Here is a 15283-nt window from a genome sequence, read left to right on the forward strand (position 1 = left end):
TCGTGCGCGTCGCCGGCCTGGAAAGCAGCGGCGAGGCCCTCCGCCCCGGTGACATCGTGCTAGGTGAGCCGCAGGTTCTGGCCTGGCCGAAAGACGCCGGGAGCGGCGCCATACGGGACCGCTCGCGGCTGAACCAGGTCCTCCTGCTGCGCCTCGACCCGGCAAGCCTGGATGCGGAAACCCTCGCAAGGTCCGTGGACGGCGTGGTCGCATACTCCGCCACCTGCACCCATGCACTCTGCCCGGTGACGCAATGGCAGAAGGAGGCCGGCGTCCTGCACTGCCCCTGCCACAACTCGGAATTCGACCCGCGCGCCGGCGCCCGCGTGGTGGGCGGCCCGGCAACGCGCCGTCTCCCGCCTTTGCCGCTCCGCCTCGGCGCGGACGGCAGGCTGGAGGTCGCGCAACCCTTCCTTGGCAAGGTGGGAGGGCAGACGGCCTAGCCTGCGGCGCGAGACCCGCACGGGCGGCGCGGCGGCAACTGACACGGGCGTTCCAGAAACGGGAGGAAGCAATGATGGACCTGAGAACAGCATTACTGGCAGGCGTCGCGCTCGTGGGGTTGGCAGGGGGGCCACCGGCCAGGGCGCAGGTGGCGGCCTACTCCGACGTCACGGAACAGCGCCTGCGGAACCCCGAGCCGCGCAACTGGCTGATGTACCGCGGCACCTATGACGGCCAGGGCTACAGCCCGCTCGATAAGGTCAACGCCAGCCAACGTGGCCGACCTGACAGCCGGCCTGGACCTTCTCGACCGGCGTGACCGAGGGCCATCAATCACCCCCCATCGTCAACGACGGCGTCATGTTCATCACGACGCCGCAGGCCCAGGTCATCGCCCTGGACGCTAGGACCGGCGACCAGCTTTGGCGCTACAAGCGCCAGCTTCCCGAAGACCTGACCCAGCTTCACCCGACCAACCGCGGCGTCGCCCTGCTCGGCGACCGCGTTTACGTCGCCACGGTGGACAACTTCCTCGTGGCGCTCGACGCCAAAACAGGCAAGGAGATCTGGGCCAAGGAGGTCGAGGACTACCGCAAGGGCCACTACATGACGCTGGCCCCGCTGGTCGCTCGCGGCAAGGTCATGATCGGCGGCTCCGGCGGCGAGTACGGCGTGCGCGGCTTCGTCGCCGCCTACGACGCCAAGACCGGCGAGCAGGCCTGGCGCACCTACACCATCCCGGCGCCGAACGAACCCGGCGGCAACACCTGGACCGGCGACACCTGGAAGACCGGCGGCGGCTCCATCTGGATCACCGGCACCTACGACCCGCAGCAGAACTTGGCCTATTGGGGCACCGGCAACGCCGCGCCCTGGATGGGTGACGCCCGGCCCGGCGACAACCTGCACACCACCTCGGTGCTCGCCCTCGACCCCGACAGCGGCGCGATCCGGTCGTCGCACCAGTATCACTGGAACGACTCCTGGGACTGGGACGAGGTGGACCCGCCGATGCTGGTGGACATCCAGCGCGACGGGCGCACCATCAAGGGCATGGTCCACCCCGGCCGCAACGGCTACCTCTGGACGCTGGAGCGCGGCGCGGAGGGCATCAACTTCGTCTCCGGCGTGCCGTTTGTACGCCAGAACGTGTTCAAGTCGCTGGACGCCAAGACGGGACGGCCAACCTATGACGAGGCCCGCAAGCCCGCCCTGAACAAGCTGGTGGACTTCTGCCCGTCGCTGTGGGGCGGCAAGGACTGGCCGCCGGCCGCCTACTCCCCGCGCACCCGCATGATCTACATTCCCGCCAACGAGAACCTGTGCGGGACGCTGACCGGCAAGCCGATGGACTACGTGCCGGGCCAACTGTTCCTGGGCGCCGGGCTGGACGACATCGGGCTGACGTTGAGTCCGGGTGCGACCCATGTCGGCGAGCTGCAAGCCTGGGACCTGTCCACGGGCAAGCGCGCCTGGACCCACCCGTTCGAGAAGAGCCAGCTTTGGGGTCCGGTGCTCGCCACCGCCGGCGACCTGGTGTTCATGGGCGGCACGAACGACCGGGCGTTCCGCGCCTTCGACGCTCGCACCGGCAAGGTGCTGTGGGAACAGAAGACCAACAGCGGCGTGACCGGCGTCCCGGTGTCCTACGAGGTGGACGGCACCCAGTATATCGCCGTGCAGAGCGGCTGGGGCGTGGACGCCCAACGCATGCAGGACAGCCTGGCGAAGGTCAGCGCCGACTACCGGCAGCAGGTCCCGCAGGGCGGCGTGGTCTGGGTCTTCGCGTTGCGGAAGCGCTAGCGCTGAGCGGGGCCGCGCCCGCCAGGGCGGCGGGCGCGGCTGCCGTCACGGGTCGAGGGAGGATTTGATGGGCCGTAGCGGCAGCGCTCCATGGGGTTCCCGTTTGCGATGCGGTGCGGGCGGCCCATGATGACGGTCGGAGTGAGGGCCGTTCGGGGGCAGGGGCCGTTGTCATCCGTCCTCTGGCTGGGCCGGAGCGCCGTCATAGCGGCAGCGTTCGCCGTCCCCGGCGCGGCCGTTCGGGCAGCAGACGGGCCGGTCCAGGCCGGCAGCTCGGACTGCTCCGCGCTCCTGACCGCAGCGCGCGCCCTTGGCGCCGCACCCCAGTTCCATTCCGTGATGGTCGCCAAGGCGCCGAACCGCCGGCGTCCCATGGAGCGGGAGGAGGTGGTCATCGGACAGACGCTCTATGCCACGTCCCCGGCAGGCGGGCGCTGGATGAAGCTGCCGATCAACGCGACGGGACGCGAGGAACTCGCAGCCGCGCTGTCCCGCTACCCGCCGCATGACTGCGTGGTCACGGATAGCACCCTGGATGGCGTCCCCGTGCGGCTGCACACCTACCGGCAGGACGTCTCCGGGCCGGGCAGCGCGGCAACCCGGCTGTGGGCCGGGGAGGACGGCCTTCCCAGGCGCATCGAGTCCCAGGAGGGCGCTGTCCAGATCGTCATCACCGTCCGGTATGACGACGTGACGGCCCCAAGCTTCCATTAAGAATGAGGCGCTGTCCTGCCGCATCAGGGCAGTGCGACCGTTGACCCGCATTGGCTACCGGCCCTCGATGGGTGCATGGCAACCGCCGTTCGCTCCGACGCGTCCCTGTCATTGCAGGCCGCTGGCGGCGCGGCGGTCCAGGGCCGCAAGCAGTCCTGCCAGCCCCCGGGTGGCCCCATTGCCGCGCTTATCGCAACGACGGAAGGGTTCAGGACATGCTGAGGTCAGGCGTCCGGCGGTGCCTGGTGGCTTGCTCATAGGCGTAGGCGCAGGCGAGCAGGTCCGCCTCGCTCCACATCCGCCCCACGAAGATGAGGCAGAACGGCGCGCTGGAGGCGTAGTAGCCGGCCGGGACCGTGACGCCGGGCAGCCCGGCGATGTTGATCTCGCCGACCGTGGTTTCGTGGATCGTATCGGGTCCGTGCAGGGGTGGAAGCTGGTCGCGCATTTGCGGGAACACCAGCGCGTCCAGCCGTTCCCGGTTGAACACGGCGCCGAAGGTTTCGAGGTAGGCCTCCTTCACCGCGGTGAAGTCCGACAGGTCCGGCGGTCGCGCCGGGTCGGCCAGGCAGGGGCCGAACTGCGGCAGGTTGTGCATGAAGCCGAGTACGCTGTTCGGGCCGAAGGCGTCCCCCTTGGCCGTGGCCGCCGCAAACTCGGCGAAGCTGCGCAGCGCGGCGTCCGGCCCAAGGCGCTCCAGGTACTTCTGCAGGTCGTACGGCACGGATTCCAGTCCCCGCGCGTCGAACTCCAGCAAGGGTGGCGTGGCCCGGCGCAGCTCCGCAAAACCCGAGCCGGCAAAGGGGTCCTCCACCAACTCTGCGCCCAAATCGCGCAGCTCCCGCTGGGCGCAGGCGTACAGCTCCGCCGCCTCCGCCGACAGCGGCATGTTGCGCCAGCCCGGGCCATACAGCCCAAGGCGCTTGCCGCGCAGCGCGTCCGGGTGCAGGCGGGACGCGTAGCCCCGCTTGGGCCGATGCCCGATCCCCGCGACCGTCTTCGGGTCCTCCGCCGTGTAGCCCGCCAGCACGTCCAGCGTCAGCGCCGCGTCGCGGACGCAACGCGCGATCGGCCCCACCACGTCCCGGTTGGCCGACAGCGGCATCACCCCGGCGTTCGGCACCAGCGCGAAGGTCGGCTTGATCCCGACCAGCGCCTGGGCGGACGCCGGGTTCTGGATGGAGCCGCCGGTTTCCTCCGCCAGGCCCAGGACGGCCAGGCTGGCGGCGACGGCGGTGGCGGTGCCGGCGCTGCTGCCGCCGGGCAGGAAATCGCGGCCGGCGGCGTTGTAGGTCGGCCCGGCCCAACTGTCGTTGGCGTGGCTGCCGGTGTGGCTCAGCACGGGGACGTTGGTCTTGCCCAGGATCACCGTCCCGGCAGCCCGCATCCGGGCGACGACGGGCGAGTCCGTGCCGGGCATCAGGTCCACCCCGCCAGACTTGCTATGAAGCAGGGACCAGCCGGCTGTGGTGGGGAAGCCCACCATGTCCATCGGGTCCTTCACCACGACGGGGATGCCGGCCAGCGGCCCCAGCGCCTCCCCGGCTGCGCGGCGGCGGTCAATCGCCCGGGCGTCGGCCAGCGCATCGGGATTCAGGAAGATGATGGCGTTGTATGCCGGGTTGTACTGGGCGATGCGGTCCAGGAACGCCTGGGTCAGCACCTCCGACGTGACGCCGGCGGCAAAGGCGGCCTGCGCGCCTTCGACGGTCAGCTCCACGACATCCGTCACGCCATGATCCCCTTCCAGTCCATCCCGCCCTCGAAGGCCGCGGCGGCTTGGTAGATCGTCTCCTCCGCAAACATCGCGCCCACCAGCATCATCCCGACCGGCAGGCCGTCTACGGTGCCGCAGGGCAGGCTCATGGCGGGATGGTGGGTGCAGTCGAAGGGGGCGGTGTTGGGCAGGACCTCGAAGGCGCGGGTGATCACCTCGTCCACCGGGGCGTCCGGCGCCGGCAGCTTGGACGCCGTCATCGGCAGGGTTGGCATCAGCAGCAGGTCGTAGCGGGCGAGAGCGTCGTCGTAGGCGGCGCGCAGCCGGCGCACCAGGTTCTGCGCCTTGGCGTAGTAGTGCCCGCGGTAGCGCGTGGTCATGTAGTGGCCGAGCAGCATGGTATTCTTGAGGCTGTCCGACAGTTCGTCCGCCCGGGTGCGCCAGGCGCTGTGGGCGTCCAGCAGGCTGGTGACGTAAAGCCCCTGCCAATTGAAGCCGAAGCCGTTGCCGTGCATCATCTGCACCGTCGCGCCCTCCGCCGCGACCGGCAGCCAGATGGCGCTGCCGAGCAAGTGCATGGGGATGCTCACGTCCTCCACGGCCGTGCCCAGGCCGCGGAACCGTTCGGCGGCCTGTCGCACGATCCCGTCCGACGCCGCCATGCTCTGCGGCCAGCCGAAGCCTTCCTTCACTACCCCGATCCGCAGCCCGGCGGCGCCCTTGCCCAGTGCCTCCCGGTAGGGCTTCGACGCGGCGCCGTACTGCCGGGGGTCCAGCCCGTCGGGGCCGGCCAGCACCTCCAGCAGCAGGGCGTTGTCGGCGACCGTCGCGGTCATCGGGCCGGTGTGGTCTATCGTCAGCTCGATGGGCATGATGCCGGTGTAGGGCACCAGGCCGTGCGTCGGCTTCATGCCGTAGATGCCGCAGAACGAGGCCGGCATCCGGATTGAGCCGCCCTGGTCGCCGCCCAGAGCCATCGGCACGTCGCCCGCCGCGACCGCCGCGGCGCTGCCGGACGACGACCCGCCGGCCGAGTATCCGTGCCGGTGCGGGTTGTGCACGGGTCCGCTGCTGCTGGTGTGGCTGCCGCCGGAGAAGCAGAAGTACTCGCACACCGTCTTGCCCGCTATGGTGCCGCCCGCGTCCAGAATGCGCGTCACCACCGTCGCGTCCACATCGGGCACGTAGCCCTCCAGCGTGGAGGCGCCATTCATCATCGGCATCCCCGCGACGCAGATGTTGTCCTTGATGGCGACCGCCTTGCCCTTGAGCGGACCGTCCGCGGCGCCTTTGATGCTGCCTTTCACGTACCAGGCGCCGTGCGGGTTGTCCTCCGGCGCGGGCCGGCGGCCCGGCGTGCGGGGGTAGCGAACCTCCGGCAGCTCGTCCGGCATCTGGTCAACCAGGTTGTAGGCCTGGAACCCGCCTTCCAGCATCTTGAGGTGCAGCAGCAGGTCGGCGTCGCTCATGTTGGCGAAGCCCAGTTCCGAGGCGACGTCGCGCATCTCGTCGAGGGTGGGCGTCTTGACCGTGAGCGTCGTCATGCCTGGTTCTCCTGGTGATGGGTGGCGGTGTGTGGCGGCCTGCGATGATGAATGCCGCGCCGAGTGGTCCCTCGCGGCCAGGTTTGCACGTAACCTGAACTTACCCCAAGCGGGTTATCGGTCGGACGATGTGCGCCCATGGTTGATGTTGTTCCAGAGGGCATATTCGTCGGGAGTGGCAGACCAAACTGAGTGCACGAACGAGTTTGGCGCCTAGCGGGACACGCTGAGTGAGGACGAGCGCACCAGCGTGACCGCCTCAATCGGCTTGCTGGAGCGACGTCGCCCCAACCTGTCGTTTCCACGCTTCAGCAGGATCAGCGGCTTCCGGCACAGCCATATGCGCGAATTGTGAGCGAGGTCGGTGGCCGTCCGGTGCAAGTGTTCTACGCCGTCGTCCCGCGCCGGGCCGCCATCCCTTTGACTAGGAGCGATAACACGAGGCAGGGCAACCTCTTTACATAGGCGCTCGCAATCATTCGGGTTCGTGCTTGCAAACAGCTGGTTGTGCTCACAATCGCCCCCAACCGGATTTGCTCGTGGCGAGTGTGGCCTACTGTTCTCAATAACAAGAGAGATTAACGGCGACTGTGGCGTAGGACTCTGTGGTTTAGCAAACTGGAATGGGGTCAGGATCCATGCCGTGTTCCTCCGTGGCTGGCTGCACGGCCTTCAGGTCGGCTTCTGGTTCAGTCGGTGAATTCAATATGCCGGTCGAAGAGGATGCGGCCGTTCTCGTTCCTGACGATGTTGTATCCATGTAGGCCGTCGCCGTTTTCGTCAAACCTGTACTCGCCCTCAACCCCTTTGAAGCCTCGGATTGCGAGGACCGCACTTCGAACCTTCTCGGGGTCGGTGCTCCCGGCTTGATTGATCGCACTGGCGAGAACCAGCAGCCCGTCGTAGGTCCAAGCGGCACCCACGTCAGGCTTCTCCTTGTAGAGCTGCTCGAAGCGGTCGGCGAAGCTGCGAGCTTCCGAGTTCGCGTCGGCTGCGAAGTCGGTGACACCGTAGGTACCGTGCAGCGCGTTGCCAGCCAGCTTGAGCGTCGTAGTGAAAGTGATCGTGGGCGAGCCGATCCAAGCGGCGCTGACACCGAGCTGGCGCAACTGGCGTGCAAATAGCGCAAGGTCGTTCTCGAACGTAAAATAGGTGCAAATGACATCGGCGCCCGATTGCTTGATCGCCAAAACAGTTGGCGTGAAATCCGGCTGCTGGTTGGTGTAACCTTGCATCAGCACGGGCTTTGCACCGAGCCTGTCCAGTGCGTCGGCCAGCGTGCGCACGGCACTGACGCCAAACGCATCCGTGGAATGAATGATTGCCCACTTTTGCTTGTTCAGCGTCGTTGTGCCAAAATCGGCAATCACCCGGGCCGAGTAGCGGTCGCTCGGCCGCACACGGAACATCCAGCGGTAGCCCAGGCGGGTCAGCATGGGGTCAGTGCCGGCCATGATGGTCGGCTTGGCCACCTTCTGGACGTCGGGCGCAATCGCATGCAGCAACGTAGAACGTTGCGAGGCCAAGAAGCCCACGAGATCACCGCGTGCAGCCAGGCGCGAGAAGGCCAGGACGCCACCCGGGTTGGTGCTCTGATCGTCCTCCACGAACAACTCGATCATATGGCCGAGGACGCCGCCTGCGGCATTGACCGCCTCGGCCGCCTGCTTCGCGCCATTGACTTGGCGCAGGCCAGCCTCCGCCGCGGGGCCAGTGAGCGGGGCCATTTGGCCGATCTTGATTGTCTCGGTTGCCCCGGCGACCTCAGGGAAGGCGAGCGCGGAGCAGGTTGCGAGGATCGCAGCGCGCCGGGTGATTGGGATGCGTCCTGGCTCGCTGGCCGCTATGACGATCCGTTGGGAAGCTGCCGTGGTCGCGTTCTGCATGATGTGCTTCCATCCCCAGACGCCCGGTGTCGTTCCGTCGAACGTCAACCTTTTAGTCTGGGATCACAATGAAAATCGTATGTCCGACAATAAACCTCGCATGTTGTTGGCGTTGTAGGCGGCCAAAGTAGCGGACGACTCCCGGGTAGTGGCAGAACACGCTGCCCTTGCCGGAAGCTTAAGTCGCAGCAGCCAACGCCAAGCCACAGTTCCGCTTCGGTGATGGCGCAGGTGAACAAGCTCGCGTCCGGCTGGCTGTCCAGCCATCTCTCAACGCGGATGTCCGGCAGGGGGCGTAGCACCTCGGACAAGACGTTGGTGTCCAAAAGGGTCATTCGTCCTGGAACGGCGGCTCACGCATCGGCTCACGGGGGATGTGGGGCAGCTCCACTCCACCCAGCGGCGCGATCTTGGCGCGGATGGACTCAACCAGTCCGCCCTTGCGTGGCGGCTCACGGTTGAGTGCGGCATGGAGGATGTCGCGCGCCTCGTCCTCCACTGAGCGGCCATGAACGGCCGCCAGGGATTCAAGGCGGGATGTCAGCACGTCGTCCAGGTCAGCGATGGTGGTGCTCGCCACGGTTCTGCCTCGTCCTTAGCGGGTGCAGTATATGCACCGGGCGCCGGGTTCGGACAGTGTGGGCAGCCCTTACGGCGCCAAATACCGCAGCAGCCGAGGATCATCCCGCACCGCCGCGCTCGCCCCCTTCCAGCGCAACGGTCCCCCGGTCCATCACGCAGGCCCGCCCGCCCACGCGCAGCGCCAGGTCCAGGTGCTGCTCCACCAGGATCACCCCGATCTCCGCCGACAGCGCCACCAGCCGGTCGGCGATCTCCTCGATCACCCCGATCCACACCCCCCTCCGTCGGCTCGTCCAGCAGCAGCAGGCGCGGCTCGCCCAGCAGGGCGCGGCCGATGGCCAGCATCTTGCGCTCCCCGCCCGACAGCGTGCCCGCCACCTGAGCCAACCGCTGCCCCAGCTTGGGAAAGGCCGACAGCGCCCGGTCCAGATCCCGCCGTCCCCGCCCGGCGGAGACCGCGCCGACCTCCAGGTTCTCCCGCACCGTCAGCCGGGCGAACACCGCCTGCTCCTGCGGGACATAGCCGACGCCGGCGCGCACCCGGCGCTCGGTCGGCGCCGCCGTGACCTCCGCGCCGTCCAGGAACACCCGGCCTTCGGTTGCTGGCAGCTCCCCCATGATCGTCCGCAGCAGCGTCGTCTTGCCCGCGCCGTTGCGGCCCAACACCGCCAGCGCCCCCTGCCGGGGCACCAGCAGGGAAACGCCGAACAGCACCTGGCTGCGCCCGTATCCGGATTGCAGGTCCTGCACGTCGAGGATGTTGGGGTCAGGCACGGCGGGTATAGACCTCCTGCACGCGCGCCGACTGCTCGATTTCCGCGACGGTGCCGTGGTCCAGCACCCGGCCGCCGTCCAGCACCGTCAGCACGTCGCAAAGATCCTTGATGAAGTCCAGGTCGTGCTCGACGATCACCAGTGCACAGTGGCCGCGGATCGGCTGCAGCAGCTCGCCGGTGGCCCGGCGCTCCTCCGGACTCATGCCCCCGGTCGGCTCGTCCAGCAGCAGCAGCTTGGGGCGGGCGGCCAGGGCCATCGCGATCTCCAGCCACTGCTGCTGCCCGTGGCTCAAGACGCCGGCCACGTCCTCCGCCCGGTCCGCCAGGCGGAAGGCGTCAAGCTGCTCCATCACCGGCCCGTGCAGGCCCCGGCGGGTGCGGGAGAACAGCAGCGGGCCGACGCCGGACGCCGCCTGCAACGCCAGCAGCAGGTTGTCATACACGGTCAGGGACCGCAGCACCGCGGTGATCTGGAATTTCAGGGAAAGCCCGGCCCGCGCCCGCTCCGCCGGGCCGGCGAGGGTGATGTCCTGGCCGCGGAAGCCGATGCGCCCGGCGTCCGGCAGGTGCTCCCCGGCGATGGCCTTCAGCAGCGTGCTCTTGCCCGACCCGTTGGGGCCGATCAGGCCGTGGAAGCTGCCCTCGGACACGGACACGTCCACGCCCTCCAGCGCCTGCAACGCGCCGAACCGCTTGCCGACGCCCTGGATGTCGAGCAGCGCCACCCTCAGCGCGCCCGCGGTGGGCGGCCGAACCGCCCGACGCGCTCGCGCTCCGGCACCACCAGGCCCAGCAGTCCCGTGCGCTGGAACACGATGACGCCCAGCAGCAGCAGCCCCAGGATGACCGGCCAGAACTTCGGCGACGCGTCGGACAGCACGAGGCTGAGCGTCTCGATCACGAACGCCCCCAGCACCGCCCCGGCCAGCGTCCCGGTGCCGCCGAACAGGACATACAGCACCGCCTGCGTCGAAAGCTGCATTCCCAGGCTGACCGGCCCGGCGTAACCCTCGTGGTAGGCGTACATCCCGCCCGCCAGCCCGGCGACTCCCCCGGCGAAGGTGAAGATCAGCGCCTTGAACAACGGCACGCGGTAGCCGAGGAACAGCAGCCGCCGCTCCTCGTCCCGCACGCCCGCCAGCACCAGCCCAAGCTGCGACCGCACGACAAGCCGGCTGGCGGCATAGACCAGGACCAGCAACGCCAGCGCCAGGCCGTAGAATGGCGCGCCCTCCAGCACCTCGAAATTGCCGATCTGCAGCACCGGCACGCCGGAGATGCCGTTGCGCCCGCCCAGGTAGGCCGACGCGTTCACCAGCCGCTCCGCCGCATAGGACCCGGTCAGCGTGCCGAGCGACACGAAGATCACGCTCGGCGGGCGACGCCCCAGCAGCAGGAACCAGGCCAGCAGCAGCGCCACGATCCCGCCCGCCAGCGCGGCCAGCGGCAGCGTGACTACCGCCTGCATCCAGCCGAGGTCCCGCCCCAGCAGCGCCACCCCGTAGGCGCCGACGCCGAAGAACAGCGCCTGGCCGAAGCTGAGGATGCCGGCATAGCCCCACACCAGGTCGAAGCTGATGGCCAGCAGCGACAGGATCATCGCCCGGGTGACGAAGGCCAGGCCGAACGACTCCAGCCGGAGCGGCAGCAGCAGCAGGACAGCCAGCCCGGCCAACTCCAGCGCCGGCAGCACGGCCAGGCGCGGGCGCCGGACGGGTGCGGCGATGGCCGGGCTGGCGTCTAGCACTCCTTCGGGTCCATCTGGTCGAACTTCTCCAGGACCTGGTAGGCGCCGTTCTTGGCGACGGCGATATACATGTTCATGCTGCAATGATACTTGCCGGGCACCATGGCCGCGCCGCCGCCGGGTCCCTCGGCGATCTTGGCGCTGTCGTAGGCCTTGGCGACGGCCTCCCGCGCGGTGTCGCCGTTGGTGGCCTTCACCGCCTGCTCGTACAGCTTCAGGCCGCGCCACATGCCGGTGGCTGCGCTGCCGGCGACGAAGCGGTACTGGCTGCTGGGGAAGCGGGCGTTGTACTTGGCGACCAGCGCCTTGTCGAAGGGGTCGTCCAACGCCTGGAAGAAGTCGAGGCAGGTCGCCAGCCCCTCCATCTCCTGCGGCTGGTTCACGTTCAGCAGGTTCTCGTCATAGTAAACGCACGCCAGCCGCCCGCCGCGGTTCAAAAATCCCGCGGTGTAAAGCTGCTTGAAGAACGGCCCCACGCCCGGCGGGATGACCGTGTTGAAGACGCAATCCACCTTCTCGCTGTTGATGCGGGACACGGTGGAGGAGTACTCGATCTGGTCAATCGGGTAGTATTCCTCGAAGATCACCTCGCCGCCGTTGGCCTCGATCACCTTGCGCGCATACTTGTTCAGCAGCCGCGGCCAGACATAGTTGGCGGATGGCAGGCAGAACCGCTTGGCGCCCTGCTTGACCAGCCAGGGGATGAAGGTGTCGCACTGCTGCGCCGGCGTTGGCCCGGTGTTGAACAGGAACGGCGTGCATTCCTGGCCCTCGTAGAGCTGCGGATACACGTAAAGCGTCCGCCCGCGCGTCACGATCGGGTCCTTGATCGCCTGGCGCATGGAGCTGGTGATGCCGCCGAACACCACGTCCACCTTCTCCCGCTGGATCAGGCGGCGGACGTTGGCGACCGCCGTCGTCTCGTTGCTGGCGGTGTCCTCCAGGTGCAGCTCGACCGGGCGGCCCGCGATGCCGCCGGCGGCGTTGATCTCCTCGGCGACGAGCTGCGCGGTTTGCCAGCAGGAGTTGCCGGCGTAGCCAATGGCGCCGGTGATGTCGGTGGCGATGCCGATCTTGATCGGCCCGGCGGCGGCGTGCGCCCATCGCTTGGCCGCAGCACCCAGGCGCCGGTCCCGGCCGCCACCCAGGTGCCCATCCCTGCGCGCAGCCCGCGCAGGAAGCCGCGCCGGTCGAACCCGGCCGCCTCGCTCTGTAGATCGTCGGCCATGCCTAGCGTCCCCCTCTGTTGATGATCCCTTGCGGGCGCAGCTTGATCGCCACCAGCGCGATCACGAACACCAGCACGTCAGCCAGCACCGGCGGCACCGCCCAGGGCAGCCCGGCGCTGAGCAGTCCCACGACCGCCCCGCCCGCCACCGGCCCCTCGAACGAGCCGAGGCCGCCCAGCATCACCGACAGGAAGCCCTGCACCAGGAAGCGCAGGCCCAGGTCGGCGAACAACGAGAACAGCGGCACCACCAGCGCCCCGGCCAAGCCCGCCAGCCCGGCGCCGAACGCGAACGTCATGGCATACAGCCGCCGCGTGGACATGCCGGAGGCCCGCGCGAGCGCCGGGTTCTCCAGCGCCGCCCGCACTTGCAGGCCGAGCGTCGTGCGCGCCAGCAGGAACCAGCATGACCCCACGACCGCCAGCATGACCACGATGATGACCAGCCGCCAGGCCGGGATGCTCAGGCCGCCGATGGCGAAGGAGCCGGAAATGGGTTCCTGCACCGAGTGGAACTGCCCGCCCGTCAGGCCGCGGATCAGCTCGCGCAGCACGAGGCCGATGGCGTAGGTGCCCAACATGCCGACGATGGGCGCGGCGTAGAAGCGGCGGACGATGGCCTGCTCGATCACCAGTCCCACCAGGGCCACGGCGAAGGGCGCCGCGACGATGCCGAGCCATACCGGCAACCCGGCCTCCTGCGCCCGCCAAACGGTATAGGCGCCCAGCAGCAGGAACTCGCCATGGGCGAAGTTGAACACGCCCATCATGCTGGCGATGACGCCTAGGCCCATCACGACCAGCACCATGATGCTGGTGAAGGCGAGCAGGTCGAAGGCCAGGTTGAGCGCCGGACCCATGCGCTAGGCGGCGGGTTGGGGGAAGTAGGGCAGGGCAGGGCGGCACACCCCTGCGCTGACTGCTGCCGTCATTGCGAGCCGCCCTTGCGGCACGGCAATCCAGGGGCCGACAGCACTGTCCTGGTGGCCCCTGGATTGCCGCGTCGCTGCGCTCCTCGCAATGACGGGTGCGGGACGGGCACACCGTCCGGAGTTGGATACAAGTGCCATCACAACTGCACCCCGCGCGTCAGCGCGCCGTCCACGACCAGGTTGGTGCCGGTGACGAAGCTCGCCGCCGGGCTGGCGAGGAACACGGTCGGGCGTGCCATCTCCTCCGGACGGCCCATCCGTCCCGTGGGGTTCAGCGCCATCGCCTTCGCGAACAGGTCGGGGTTTCCCGTCTCGATCCGTTCCCACACGCCCCCTGGAAAGTAGGTGTTGCCAGGGGAAACCGTGTTGGCCCGGATGCCTTTGCCGGCCAACTGGAACGCCAAGCCCTGCGCGTAGTGGATCAACGCCGCCTTCATCGCCCCGTATGGCCCGGCGGCGAAATCTATCTCGCGGCCGGATACACTGGAGATGAAGGTGATGGAGGCGGCGTCCGACCGCTCCAGGTGCGGCATCGCCGCTTCCACCAAGCGCACGGCGCCCAGCAGGTCGGTCTCGAACCCTGCGCGCCACGCCGCCTCGTCGCCGCTGATCGCCAGGGCGCTGACGTTGGAGACGATCATGTCCAGCCCGCCCAGCGCCTCGGCAGCGGCGGTTACGAAGCCCTGCAGCGCCAGGCCATCCGACACGTCCAGCGCCTGGCCGAACGCCGCCATGCCCGTGCCGCGCAGGGCGGCCACCGCCTCCGTCACCTCCGCGGGGTTGCGGGCGCAGATCGCAACGGCCGCGCCTTCCCCGGCGAAGCAGTCGGCGATGGCGCGTCCGATGCCCTTGGTCCCGCCCGTCACCAGGGCGCGGCCGCCCTTCAGTCCCAGGTCCATGTCAGCGCGCCTCCCCGGCGATGGATTTCAGCACCGACGCGCCCAGGGTGTATTTCGGGTCCACCATGTTCCCCAGCCGCACCCGCCCGCACTGCGTCAGCAGCAGGTAGGCGTCGGATTCCTCGAACCCGTATTCGGCCACCATCCAGCGGATCAGCTCGCGGTAGGCGATGCGGACCGCGTCCTCCATCGGACGGGCGGAGCCGATGCACATCAGCATCGTCTCCGTCTCCAGCCGCGGCCAGGCCAGGGTCCAGCCCTTGATGAGGTCCACCTGCACGGTGGTCACCGTCGGGTGCTCGACGGCTACGCCGCACAGCTCGCCGTCGCCTTGGGCGGCGTGGCAATCACCGAGGTAGAGCAGCCCGCCCGGGGCGTTGACCGGCAGGTAGATGATGGCTCCCACCCCCACGTCCGGCAGGTCCATGTTGCCGCCGTAGTAGTCCGGCACAAGGGAGGAGATCGCCTCGATCTCCGGCGAGGTGCCGATGGTGCCGATGAAGGGCTGGTAGGGCAGAGTGATGCGGTCATTCCAGCGCACGCCGTCCTGGGTGACGTGCAGCTTGCGGACCTTCTCCGGCAGCGGCTGGTTCAGCAGGGCGGTGGCGCCGGTCGCCACCAGGCCGCCGAACTCGCGGATCATGCAGGTGGTGCCGCAGGGCTGCGGGCCGCGGGGCGCGATGGAGCGGATGTGGACGGCCAGGGCGTCGCCCTTCTCCGCGCCATGAACGTGGATCGGGCCGTTCTGCGGGTTCAGGAAGGGGAAGTTCAGGATCTCGCTGGGCCGGTCGCTCTCGCTGGTGATGCGGCCCTCGAAGGCGTCGTGGGTTTCGGCGCTGATGATGGCGCCCGGCTCCACATGCAGGACGGGGGCGGCGTAGGGGCCATAGACGTAGTGGTAGCGGCCTTGGCTCGCTTCCGTGATGCTGTGCTGCTTGCCGGGCTGGCCCTTGGCGACGCCGCGCCGGGCCATGATGCTGTGCTCGGTCCAGGCCATGGCACGTCCCCCCT

15 protein-coding genes are annotated in these 15283 nt (G+C 68.7%); 4 read left to right on the forward strand and 11 right to left on the reverse strand.

The window, feature by feature from the left end:
- Window positions 1-2: 2 nt before the first annotated feature.
- The 4 genes from ACP2AD_RS04205 to ACP2AD_RS04220 all read left to right on the forward strand — a co-directional run bounded on the left by ACP2AD_RS04205 (window position 3) and on the right by ACP2AD_RS04220 (window position 2961).
- Entirely contained in the window at window positions 3-443 is a 441-nt protein-coding gene (locus ACP2AD_RS04205; protein ID WP_425228834.1) for a ubiquinol-cytochrome c reductase iron-sulfur subunit, read from the forward strand.
- A 74-nt stretch (window positions 444-517) separates the two neighbouring features.
- On the forward strand, window positions 518-763 hold the full coding sequence (locus ACP2AD_RS04210; protein WP_425228835.1) for a hypothetical protein: 246 nt from the start codon (window positions 518-520) through the stop codon (window positions 761-763).
- Window positions 760-2247 (forward strand): PQQ-dependent dehydrogenase, methanol/ethanol family, encoded by a 1488-nt coding sequence (locus ACP2AD_RS04215; RefSeq protein WP_425228836.1) that lies wholly within the window; start codon window positions 760-762, stop codon window positions 2245-2247. The genes ACP2AD_RS04210 and ACP2AD_RS04215 overlap by 4 nt, the downstream gene beginning before the upstream one ends.
- Before the next feature lie 168 nt (window positions 2248-2415).
- A complete protein-coding gene (locus ACP2AD_RS04220; protein WP_425228837.1) occupies window positions 2416-2961 on the forward strand; it encodes a hypothetical protein in 546 nt (181 codons plus the stop codon).
- 208 nt (window positions 2962-3169) lie between these two features.
- Here ACP2AD_RS04220 and ACP2AD_RS04225 read toward each other — a convergent pair whose 3' ends face one another.
- The 11 genes from ACP2AD_RS04225 to ACP2AD_RS04275 all read right to left on the reverse strand — a co-directional run bounded on the left by ACP2AD_RS04225 (window position 3170) and on the right by ACP2AD_RS04275 (window position 15269).
- A complete protein-coding gene (locus tag ACP2AD_RS04225; protein ID WP_425228838.1) occupies window positions 3170-4693 on the reverse strand; it encodes an amidase in 1524 nt (507 codons plus the stop codon).
- Window positions 4690-6222: an amidase gene (locus tag ACP2AD_RS04230; RefSeq protein WP_425228839.1), complete on the reverse strand. Its 1533-nt coding sequence runs from the start codon at window positions 6220-6222 to the stop codon at window positions 4690-4692. Before ACP2AD_RS04230 ends, ACP2AD_RS04225 begins: the two co-directional genes overlap by 4 nt.
- 689 nt (window positions 6223-6911) lie before the next feature.
- The gene (locus tag ACP2AD_RS04235; RefSeq protein ID WP_425228840.1) at window positions 6912-8108 is read right to left on the reverse strand and encodes an ABC transporter substrate-binding protein; all 1197 of its coding nucleotides are present in this window, start codon (window positions 8106-8108) and stop codon (window positions 6912-6914) included.
- Between the two features lie 331 nt (window positions 8109-8439).
- The gene (locus ACP2AD_RS04240) at window positions 8440-8688 is read right to left on the reverse strand and encodes a FitA-like ribbon-helix-helix domain-containing protein (RefSeq protein ID WP_425228841.1); all 249 of its coding nucleotides are present in this window, start codon (window positions 8686-8688) and stop codon (window positions 8440-8442) included.
- Entirely contained in the window at window positions 8649-9464 is an 816-nt protein-coding gene (locus ACP2AD_RS04245) for an ATP-binding cassette domain-containing protein (protein WP_425228842.1), read from the reverse strand. The genes ACP2AD_RS04240 and ACP2AD_RS04245 overlap by 40 nt, the downstream gene beginning before the upstream one ends.
- Window positions 9457-10191, reverse strand: coding sequence for an ABC transporter ATP-binding protein (locus ACP2AD_RS04250; RefSeq protein WP_425228843.1), 735 nt, complete (start codon window positions 10189-10191; stop codon window positions 9457-9459). The genes ACP2AD_RS04245 and ACP2AD_RS04250 overlap by 8 nt, the downstream gene beginning before the upstream one ends.
- Before the next feature lie 2 nt (window positions 10192-10193).
- Window positions 10194-11213 carry a branched-chain amino acid ABC transporter permease gene (locus ACP2AD_RS04255; RefSeq protein ID WP_425228844.1) on the reverse strand — a complete coding sequence of 340 codons (1020 nt, stop codon included), beginning with the start codon at window positions 11211-11213 and terminating at the stop codon, window positions 10194-10196.
- On the reverse strand, window positions 11207-12361 hold the full coding sequence (locus tag ACP2AD_RS04260; RefSeq protein WP_425228868.1) for a substrate-binding protein: 1155 nt from the start codon (window positions 12359-12361) through the stop codon (window positions 11207-11209). Before ACP2AD_RS04260 ends, ACP2AD_RS04255 begins: the two co-directional genes overlap by 7 nt.
- An 82-nt stretch (window positions 12362-12443) precedes the next feature.
- Entirely contained in the window at window positions 12444-13301 is an 858-nt protein-coding gene (locus ACP2AD_RS04265) for a branched-chain amino acid ABC transporter permease (RefSeq protein WP_425228845.1), read from the reverse strand.
- Between the two features lie 209 nt (window positions 13302-13510).
- Window positions 13511-14272, reverse strand: a complete 762-nt coding sequence (locus tag ACP2AD_RS04270; RefSeq protein WP_425228846.1) for an SDR family NAD(P)-dependent oxidoreductase — start codon at window positions 14270-14272, stop codon at window positions 13511-13513.
- Between the two features lies 1 nt (window position 14273).
- Entirely contained in the window at window positions 14274-15269 is a 996-nt protein-coding gene (locus ACP2AD_RS04275) for an acetamidase/formamidase family protein (RefSeq protein ID WP_425228847.1), read from the reverse strand.
- Window positions 15270-15283: the final 14 nt, after the last annotated feature.

The organism is Sphingomonas sp. (assembly GCF_965248875.1).
In the GTDB taxonomy this organism is placed as follows: domain Bacteria; phylum Pseudomonadota; class Alphaproteobacteria; order Sphingomonadales; family Sphingomonadaceae; genus Sphingomonas.